Raw genomic sequence first — 9,568 nt, 5'->3', positions numbered from 1 at the left:
TTTTTTCTTTTCTTCTTTTTCGTGTTACGCGCTCTTCTTCGCCTCACGCTGACGATGGGAGAGTTCGCCGCAAAATGATTTCTTTTACCCATAAAAAAACAGCACCGCATCATGCAGTGCTATTTTTTTATGCCTCTGAAATTCGGAAGTACACGAAGCGATTTCACACTTTCAAACAAACTGCGCAGTTCCGAGCTTGTCATCGGTGCTTTCGTTATGCGCCCAAAGCCGTACATCAATTTGCCCGTGAAGGCGGTTACAAGATAAGAATAATTGCCATTGTGTCTTCCTGCCATGAGCATGACAGGATACTTGCCGCTTCGGTCGATCTCTACCGCATCGCATCGTTGTCGCCAATCGGTGATGCCTCTGTTTTCCAGTTCGCATATCTCCTCGGACGATTTGGTGAGGAGTCGCTCGTGATACTTCTGTTCGGTGATGACGACGCCCCATGAATTCCCTGTCGGGAACATCAAGAGATTCGCTCCGTTCACCTGTCGGAGTGTCGGTTTGGCAGGCAGTTCCATCGAAAAACCGAGTTCTTTGCTCTCGAAGTGATATGCCTCAACACTCGCCGGCATGAAAATCAGCGCGCCCAATACCGCGATCAAACAGAATACGCGGCTCGGCCAACCTGTTTTCACCTTCGTTTCAACCTCTTTTCTGATGCATAAATAATATGATTTCGTATGATTCTACACGGCCACTACCTTCTCCTGCCTGCTTTTTTCACAGATAAAAATATTTTTCGCACATAAAAAGACGCTCCCGAAGAAGCGTCTTATCATTCTGTTTATTTCGTGAACTGAAGCGATCTGACAGCATTGAGGAAGTCTGTTCTGTCTGCATCGGAGATCTTTTCACCGGCAAGGCGAAGGACGGTGCAGACGGTCTTTTCGCTCAATACGCTTGCCGATACCATGTAGTGCTGTTTGTTGCGAGCTTCGGCAAAGAGGATGGGGTTGTTGCCGTCTTTTACCCAGTATACATCAACGAGATGTACGCCCATGTCTTTTTGCCATGCGGACATCTGCTGTTTGACTTCAATGTCGGGTTTTTGAAGATACGCATCGTATTCTGCTTTCGGCATCTGCTGCGGTGCGACTTGTACAACGACGAGATGGTTGTCAAAGAGCATCTGTTCTGCATTGCCGCTGGCTTGTTTTTTGATCGGGTCGAGTGCCATTTCCATCGTGACACCGAGGTCTGTGTTATTATACGTGTACGCTTCGGCATCGGGTGCCATCGCGCCGAACGCCGTTACCATGACGAGTGCCATGACAGCTGTTTTTGCTTTTTTGATCCAGTTCATGTGAGTTCCTCCTCCATGTCTAATATCTATCATTATGATACCATTTCGGGCTGTTTTTGACCAGTCCCATTTTTCTCCTCTCTTAGAGGTATCCCTTGGCTTCGAGGTCTTCTATCGTACCCTGAACAGCGACTTTTCCGTTTTCTATTACGATGACACGGTCGGCAAGGTGACGGACGACGTTCTCATCATGAGAAACGAGGACGATGGCAAGGTGTTCTTCTTTGGCGAGGCGCAAAAGAAGGTTGAGGAGTCCTGCCTGTACGGTGAGGTCGAGCCCGCTGGTGAGTTCGTCTGCAAGAAGGACGCGCGGGTTCATGGCAAGCGCACGGGCAAGCGCAGCGCGGCGAAGCTCTCCGCCCGACAGTCTGCTCGGTGTGCGCTCTAAGAGGTCACCTTCCAGGCCGACGAGCTGTGCCATGCCTTCTGCCGTTCTGCCTGTTTTGTGACGTTCGGCACCTTCGGCGATGCTTTCTCCGATCGTCATATAGCGATTGAACGACAGTCCCGCGTCCTGGAATACCATTTGGATAGACGGATGCGGCGCGGTATGTTTCATGCCGTCATAGCGGACGATCCCGCTGTCGGGGCGCATAAGCCCTGCGACGATGCGAAGAAGGGTCGATTTTCCGCAGCCGCTTTCTCCCATGACAGCGACGATCTCGCCTGCGCGTACGAGAAGGTCAACGCCCTTCAGAACGGTATGTTCCATTCCGCAGGCCGTGGTATACGTTTTGACGATATCGGTTGCCAGTAACAGTTCGCTCATCAGTCATCCTCCATCGGTACGTAGTGACAACGTACATAGTGATCTTCTTTCACTTTTTGCAGAAACGGTTTTTCCATACGACAGTAGCTCGTACGACGAGGGCACGCGTTGTAATACGGACACGCGCCTTCCATCGGCGAAGTGACACGCTCGCCTGCGGTGATGACCGTCTGACGTTCGGCTTTGGCAGGATCAGAGTCGAGAAGGCGTTTCGTATACGGATGGAGCGCACCGTCAAGGACGTGCTCACGCGAACCCGATTCCATACATTCGCCCGCGTACATGACGATGACGCGGCTTGCACAGAGCGTTTCTGCTTCTTTGGGGTCGTGCGTGATATAGAGGATACCCATACGTTCGATGAGCGACAGACCGTTGACGAGGTCGAGTAGTACGCTTTTCGTTTTTTGGTCGAGGGCGCTCGTCATTTCGTCGGCAACGAGAAGACGTGGTCTGGCGGCAAGAGCAATGGCGAGCATGGCACGCTGTTTCTGCCCGCCCGACAGTTCGTGCGGATAGGCATCTTTGGCTTCGGGCGGCAGGTGAAGGAGCTTTAGGATATGGCGGGATTTGACGCGTACTTCCGAGTTGGTCAGATTCGGAAAATGGTGCATCATGACGTCTGCCATCTGTTTGCCGATAGTAAGAAGCGGATGGAGCGCGGCGGCGGCGTCTTGGAATACGGATGCGACGATACGGCCGCGCAGTCTGCCGAACAATTTTTCTTGGTAGTCTGTATTGAAGTCGGATATGAGATGGTTGCCGTAACGGATATCACCGCTGACGGTGGCTTCTTTCGGCGAAAGCCCGACGATCGCTCGCGCAAGGGACGATTTCCCCGAGCCGCTTTCGCCTAAGATCGCGACGATCTCGCCTGCACGTACGGCAAGGCTGATATCACGTACAGCGGTGACGGAGCGCGTGCCGACAGAATACGATACGTTCAGTCTGTCGATCTGCAAAAGGGCATTTCGTCTGTCTGATTGTCCCATCTTCTTTCCTCCTTATGATCGTTTAGAGAGCTTCTCTTTTCATAGTAACGACACACGCATGCACGAGCACGAGTGTGATAACGAGCATCATGCCGGGAAGCAGTGCCTGCCACCAATGGCCGAGCAAAACGCCGTTCATGGCATGTGCGAGCATCGTACCGGGACTTGGCATATACAGCGGCAGTCCCATGCCGAGGAAGCTGATGGCAGCTTCCATCGCCATCGCGCCCGACAGCTCGAGTAAGAATAAAATACGGATACGTCCTGCGCAGTACGGCAGGATATGTCTTCTGATGATAGTAAACGAACCAATGCCCATCATACGCGCCGCAAGCACATGCTCGCGCGTGGCATGGATATGCGTTTCGCTTCTCACGATGCGCGCGGTATAGAGCCAGCCGACGGCGCCCAAGATCACGGCAACACCGATAAACGACGGTTCTGTCATCGCCTGCCAAAAGAGGAGCAGAAGAAGCGTCGGCACAGCACGCATCGTATCTAAGATGCGCATCAGGCAGGTGTCGAACCAACCGCCGTAATACGCACCGAGCATACCGATCGTCGTACCGCTGACAAGCGCGATAGAGGATGCCATGATACCGATGATGAGCGAGGTCTGTCCGCCAACGAGGAGCGTGACGAGCATATCACGACCGAGCGCGTCCGTCCCCAAGATATGCGCAGAACCGGGCAGTTCGTTGATGGCAGTCAGGTCGATGATGCCTGCGCGAGGCTCTACGATATGCGCGCCGAAAAATATGATAAAACACCACAGTGCCAAAAGCACGACAGGGATCGAAATTCTCATCTAGTTTCCCCCTCTCTGCGGCGGCGGATACGCGGATCCAAAAGTCTGCATACGAAATCGGCAAGAAGAGAAGATGCGACCGTCAAGATGCTGATACAGACGACGGCACCCAACAGAAGCGGATAGTCGCGCTGATACGCAGCCGTAAGGAGCAATCTGCCGATCCCCGGCCATGCGAATATCATCTCCGTCATCACCGCACCCGCAAACAGCTTCGGAAGCTGGAACGATGCCGTCGTGATGAGCGTGAACATACTGCACTTGAGCGCGTAACGGCGAAGCATATCGCTCGAAAGACCGAGCGCACGCGCCGAGCGGATATAGTCAGAGGCGAATTCTGCCACCATCGCCGAACGAACGATGCCTGTCAGTCTTGCGCCCGTATGGACAGTCAGAACGGTGAGCGGAAGGACGAGATACGGCAGAGAGTGCATCAGGCTGAACGTTTCGCCGAGCGGTGCAATGCCGCCGATAGGAAGGATCTCGAGCCACACACCGAATATCGAGAGGAGCACCAGTCCGCTCAAAAACGTCGGCACCGACCAGATGGCGAACAGGCCTGCATGCGCCAGTCGGTCGCCTGCCGAGTGCGCGCGTTCTGCCATCCACGTACCGAGCATGATCGCCAGCGCATAACCGAAGACAAGCGCAGGCACTGTCAATACGAGCGTCGCACCAAGCCGTTCGCCGAGCATATCAAGGACAGGTCTGCCTTCCCAGTACGACACGCCGAAATCACCCTGCACGATATTGGCAAGCCATGTGAGGTACTGCGCAAGGAGCGATCGGTCAAGCCCGTATACTTGGCGAAGCACCGCCGCCTCTTCCGCGCTGACAGCCGTCAGCCTCTCTCCGTAGAGCGCGGCGAGCGGGTCCCCCAATCCGATCGTCATCAAAGTGAAGCAGACCGCCGTCACCAAAACGACCGACACCGCCAGTTCACCGATACTGCCTGCTATCATGCGTACCCATCTGAGCATCTCGTCACCTCCTTTTTTCGTAAAATCGTATTCTTATATTCTACCATATTTTTTATGGCAAAAAAAGAACCGACCGCACGCATCATGCGTATTCAGTCGGTTCTTGTCGTTTTATTTTTTTATCGTCAAAAAAGCCATCACCGTATCGTCTGCAATGCAGTATACATCTTCCGTTTCCGTCACGTACGGCATCAGTACGTCTTCTGCCTGTGCGCGGTATCTATCGGGAACAGCGAATCGATTTAACAGATAGTCTGATACTTCTTTGCGAGAGGCGAATCGACGCACGTCCTGCCAAGAGGCAAGCTCTTTCTCATACGATATGCCGAGCGCACGAAACGTACGTTCTACGTCAGCGAGGGTATGGACACGCGGCGCATCAGCGCAAGGCACACCGTTATCCTTGAGAGCTTTGCGCATCTTGCCGTAGATGCCGACTGATGTTCTGCCGTTCATCACGATGAGAAGTATGCCTTTCGCGGCGCGCACCATCTTCGCCAGACAGTCAGTAAGTGGCTCCATGCGGTAGACGGCATTGGCACACAAGACGATATCGTATGCACCGTGCGCATCGGCAATCTCCCACGTATCTTCTATGATGCGGACATCGCGCCCCATCGCACGCGCACGCGACGCGATCACCTCACACATACCGCGCGACGATTCGACCGCAGTAACGGCGATACGTTTCGGCAAAGAGAGACAGAGCGCGCCTGTACCTGCACCGATATCGAGCATCGAGCGCGCCTCATCAAGGTGCGGAAGAAGCCTTGCCGTCACCTCGCGCACGTACGGCGAGGAAGCGAGATACTGCTCATACGATGCGATATATCCCTTGTAATACGGTTCTTTCATATAAGACCCTTCTTCTTAGAATTGATAGCTGTATTCCATGTAAGCGGCACGCCCGTCACCCCAGAAGCCTTGACATTGGAATTCGCGGTCGAGAAGATTGTCAACGGCAAGCGATACCGTCTGACGGTCATCAAACGCATACGCTACCTTGATATCCATGAGGAATACGGCATCTGCCATATCGGCAGGCGCAGTGCTGTTCGAGATATCTTCATAGATCTCGGACGTGTAGCGAGCAAGAAGGTTCGTCGTCCATTTGTTTTTCTGATGGGTCAAGCCGAGTTTGAATTCCTGTTCGGGAACGGTCGTCAGTTGATTGCCGACAAGCGTCGGGTCAACATCATATTCGCGCACTTCGGAATCGTTGTACGTGTAGCTGACGAAGCCCGACCATTCATCGCTGAAACGACGACTGACTTCGGCTTCGATCCCGCGGATACGCGCCTTGCCGACATTGTTCCAGAAAAGGTCGCCGCCCGTACCGAGCGGACATTGGTCGATCATATTCTCGACATCGTTTTGGAATACGCTGACAGTTGCGCTCGTTTGGCCGTCTATATCGAACTTCGCACCGACTTCGTACATCATCAGTTCTTCGGGCTTGAGGTTGGCATTCGGGCGAAGGAAGTTGCCTGTGTTGCCCATCGGCCAGAGGCGCGACAAGTTAAACAGCGTCGGACTATTAAATGCTTTTCCTACCGATACATAGTAGCTCGTGACGTCGTTTGCCTTATAATTGAGTGCTGCTTTCGGCGAGAATTGGCTGGCGTCACCGCCTTCGATATCGCCGCCCATGTTATAGCCGTTTTTGAATTCCCAGCTGTCGTAACGACCGCCGATGATGAGGTTCGCCCTTTCGGACAGGCTGATATCGTCTTGGATGAAGAAGCCGACGTTTTCCGTTTTACCGCCCGAGCGGTCTTTTAAGACACTATTCGGCCACCACGTTTCGGACGAGCCTTTGTCCTGTTTGTACGACGCACCTACCGTAAGATGGTGTTTATCGCCTGCATACCAGCTGTAGTTGGCTTCGGCTTCACGGCTCTTGACAGGATTCGGCGTATAGTTTTTTCCGCTCTGTGTCCAGTAACGGTTCATATCGTATTGGCTGAGGCTGACGTTGAGCGCAGAGCCGTCCTCGTAGCGTCCCTGCCAGTTGAGCTGGGTCGCGATCGCTTTGCGAAGGCCTGCGTTCTGCGGGCTGTATGTGCTCTGATAATATCCGTAGCTGTTCTCGGTGACTTGGTGACTGAGCGTGACTTTGTTCTCATCATCTACATCGTAGGCAAGTTTCATGCCGTACGTTTCGCGTTCGGACGCACGTTTGCCGTACGTATTTTTGGACGATGCCGTATCGGTGATATCGTCGTTGTAGCCATCCGTCGTACGTTTGCCGTAGTTGACGGAGAAGAAGACATCATTATCTTTGAGTCCGTAGTAAAAATCGCCGTAGCGCGTATGATGCGAGCCGAAGCCTGCCGTCACTTTACCGCCGGTCGTTTCTTTTGTGATGATATTGATGACACCGCCCATCGCATTCGAGCCGTAGAGTGCCGAGCCTGCCCCGCGTACGACTTCAATACGCTCGATCATCTCAACGGGAACGCTCGACCAGTTGGCACCGCCCGTATAACCGTTGTTGATCGACACACCGTCCACCATAACGAGTACACCGTTCTGGCTCATACCGCGCATGGAAACTTTTGTCGCTTTCATACCGCCCATATCTTTGACGGCGAATCCCGTCTGATAGCGGAGGATATCTTCGACCGACTTGACGTTGGCGCGTGCGATATCGTCTGCCGTAATAACAGTAACGCTTGCAGGTACGTCTTTTGTATCGGCCTCCGTTTTCGTCGCCGTGATAACGATGCTGTCAAGCACATCATCGGTGGCATCGACCGCAGGAGCTGCCCACGTCGTATTCGTCAGAAGCATCACGGCACAGATCGCACCGAGGCTGTATTTTACCGTTCGTTTCGTTTTCATCTTATCTCTTCTTTCTCTTTCTAATATGTTAGCGGACGACAGTCCATGTTTCTACGTTGTGGAATATGTTGTCTTTCATGCCGAGATGCGCGGCATCGATACCGTCGATGCCCTGTCTTGTGCCGATGGTGACGGCAGGATACCACAAGAAAAGCTGCGGCATCTCATCGGTAAGTACCGTCTGCACTTCGCCAAAGATCGCATCTCGCGCCTCTCCGCTTGCTGTGCGCGCTTTTTCATACAACGCGTCTATCTTCGCGCTGTGATAGTTCATATGATTGCCTGCACCGTTCGTCGTCCAGACCTCCGCTCTGAGAAGAGGGTCTGTCGGAAGGCGTTGGCTGATGAGGCACGCTTCGTAATCGCCCGTTAAGAGATGCTTCGTACGCATCGTCGTAAAATCCATCGGCACGATCTCGACTGCGATACCGACTGCCATCATATTCTGACGGAACGCGATCGCCGCATCACCGAGCCGTTTGTTCTTGTTCGATACCAAGAGGCGAAACGCGAGCTTCGTGCCGTCTTTTTCGCGGATATCATCTTCCCCACGCACCCAGCCTGCTTCGGTGAGCAGGCGATCTGCTTCGTTCGTATCATACGAAACAGGCTGCGCCGACTGCGCCAAGCCTGTCGGAGGCAGGTCGGCGATAGCAATATAGGCACCGCCGCCCAGCACATTGTCAATGACGGCCTGACGCTCGAATGCGGATACCATCGCACGACGCACACGCTGATCGGCGAATATGTCTTTCGCATGGTTGAGCGCGATATACGTGTACGCCTGCCCTGCCGATTCGCTCACGCGCACTGACTTGTCTTTGGCGAGAAGCTGTTTCGCCGAAAAATCGAGATGGCACACATCGACCTCTCCGCGGCGCAGCTGCATCGCAAGCACGTTGGAATCAGGCACGATCTTATAAAAGAGCGTCTTGACGGGAGGCGCGCCCTTGTGATAGCTGTCATTCGCGGTGAAACGAAGGTACTGCGCCTTCTTCCACTCGACGAAGCGATACGGCCCCGTACCGATCGGCGTGATGCGCGGTGCTTCTTCCCTTAGATTCACCACCGACTGCCAGATATGCTTCGGCAGGATAGGAATGCTCGCCACACGCGCAAGGAACGCGCTGTCTGCCTTCGCCAAACGGAACGTGACTTCCCTGCCGTCCCTCGTCACGCGCTTGATATTCGCAAGCTCACGCGCGTCGATATAGCCGATGCGCTTATCCTTTGCCATGCCAAAGGTGAACACAACATCGTCTGCCGTAAACGGCTGCCCGTCATGCCACGTGATGCCGTCCTTCAGGCGGAATGTATAGACCTTGCCGCCATTTGATACCGTCCACGACTCGGCAAGGTCGCCCGTGATCTCCTTATCGCCGTTTACACAGACAAGCGCATTGTAGATCAGGCTCTGCACCTCTGTCGATGCGCTGTCCGTACCGATCAGAGGATGCAGACTGTGCGGTTCGGTCAGCGCACCGTATACCAGACGGTCACCCGATGCACGTTCTGTATCGCCCCCGCACCCTGCGAGCACCACCATGCACCATATCGTCATCAATCCTACAATTAGTCTTACAATATCGTATCGTTTTGTCACGAATATCCCTTCTGTTCGCACGTATTGCTGTTACGCAAAGTTCTTGTTTCCTCTGCATCATAGCTATATTTCCGTTTTTCGATACTTGTTGATTCTTCCTGTCTATCTTTTCTCCGTTGTAGGGTTTTTCCCCTCTTTTTTATGCAGAAAAATATGAAGTTTTTCAACTTTTTTGCAAAAAAAGACCCGCCCGCATCCCTATATGCAAAAAGACCGCCCCGTGCAAACGGAGCAGTCTTTCTTTGTCTTGTCTGTTATTC

General features: G+C 53.4%; 9 protein-coding genes. All 9 read right to left on the bottom strand.

Annotated features, from left to right (window positions below):
• Positions 1–119 precede the first annotated feature (119 nt).
• Positions 120–644, bottom strand: a complete 525-nt coding sequence (locus IJN28_03855) for a hypothetical protein (protein MBQ6712911.1) — start codon at positions 642–644, stop codon at positions 120–122.
• A 149-nt stretch (positions 645–793) separates the two neighbouring features.
• On the bottom strand, positions 794–1,312 hold the full coding sequence (locus IJN28_03850; protein MBQ6712910.1) for a hypothetical protein: 519 nt from the start codon (positions 1,310–1,312) through the stop codon (positions 794–796).
• Positions 1,313–1,394: 82 nt separating this feature from the next.
• Positions 1,395–2,081 (bottom strand): ATP-binding cassette domain-containing protein, encoded by a 687-nt coding sequence (locus IJN28_03845; GenBank protein ID MBQ6712909.1) that lies wholly within the window; start codon positions 2,079–2,081, stop codon positions 1,395–1,397.
• On the bottom strand, positions 2,081–3,073 hold the full coding sequence (locus IJN28_03840; GenBank protein MBQ6712908.1) for an ABC transporter ATP-binding protein: 993 nt from the start codon (positions 3,071–3,073) through the stop codon (positions 2,081–2,083). The genes IJN28_03845 and IJN28_03840 overlap by 1 nt, the downstream gene beginning before the upstream one ends.
• A gap of 22 nt (positions 3,074–3,095) precedes the next feature.
• Positions 3,096–3,881, bottom strand: coding sequence for an ABC transporter permease (locus IJN28_03835; GenBank protein ID MBQ6712907.1), 786 nt, complete (start codon positions 3,879–3,881; stop codon positions 3,096–3,098).
• Positions 3,878–4,861 (bottom strand): ABC transporter permease, encoded by a 984-nt coding sequence (locus IJN28_03830; GenBank protein ID MBQ6712906.1) that lies wholly within the window; start codon positions 4,859–4,861, stop codon positions 3,878–3,880. The genes IJN28_03835 and IJN28_03830 overlap by 4 nt, the downstream gene beginning before the upstream one ends.
• A gap of 111 nt (positions 4,862–4,972) precedes the next feature.
• Positions 4,973–5,716 (bottom strand): class I SAM-dependent methyltransferase, encoded by a 744-nt coding sequence (locus IJN28_03825; GenBank protein ID MBQ6712905.1) that lies wholly within the window; start codon positions 5,714–5,716, stop codon positions 4,973–4,975.
• A 15-nt stretch (positions 5,717–5,731) separates the two neighbouring features.
• Positions 5,732–7,705: a TonB-dependent receptor gene (locus tag IJN28_03820; GenBank protein ID MBQ6712904.1), complete on the bottom strand. Its 1,974-nt coding sequence runs from the start codon at positions 7,703–7,705 to the stop codon at positions 5,732–5,734.
• Positions 7,706–7,733: 28 nt separating this feature from the next.
• Positions 7,734–9,308, bottom strand: coding sequence for a hypothetical protein (locus IJN28_03815; protein ID MBQ6712903.1), 1,575 nt, complete (start codon positions 9,306–9,308; stop codon positions 7,734–7,736).
• Positions 9,309–9,568 lie beyond the last annotated feature (260 nt).

The organism is Selenomonadales bacterium (genome assembly GCA_017442105.1).
Taxonomy (GTDB): Bacteria; Bacillota; Negativicutes; order RGIG982; family RGIG982; genus RGIG982.
This window is presented reverse-complemented; position numbering and strand designations above follow the sequence as displayed.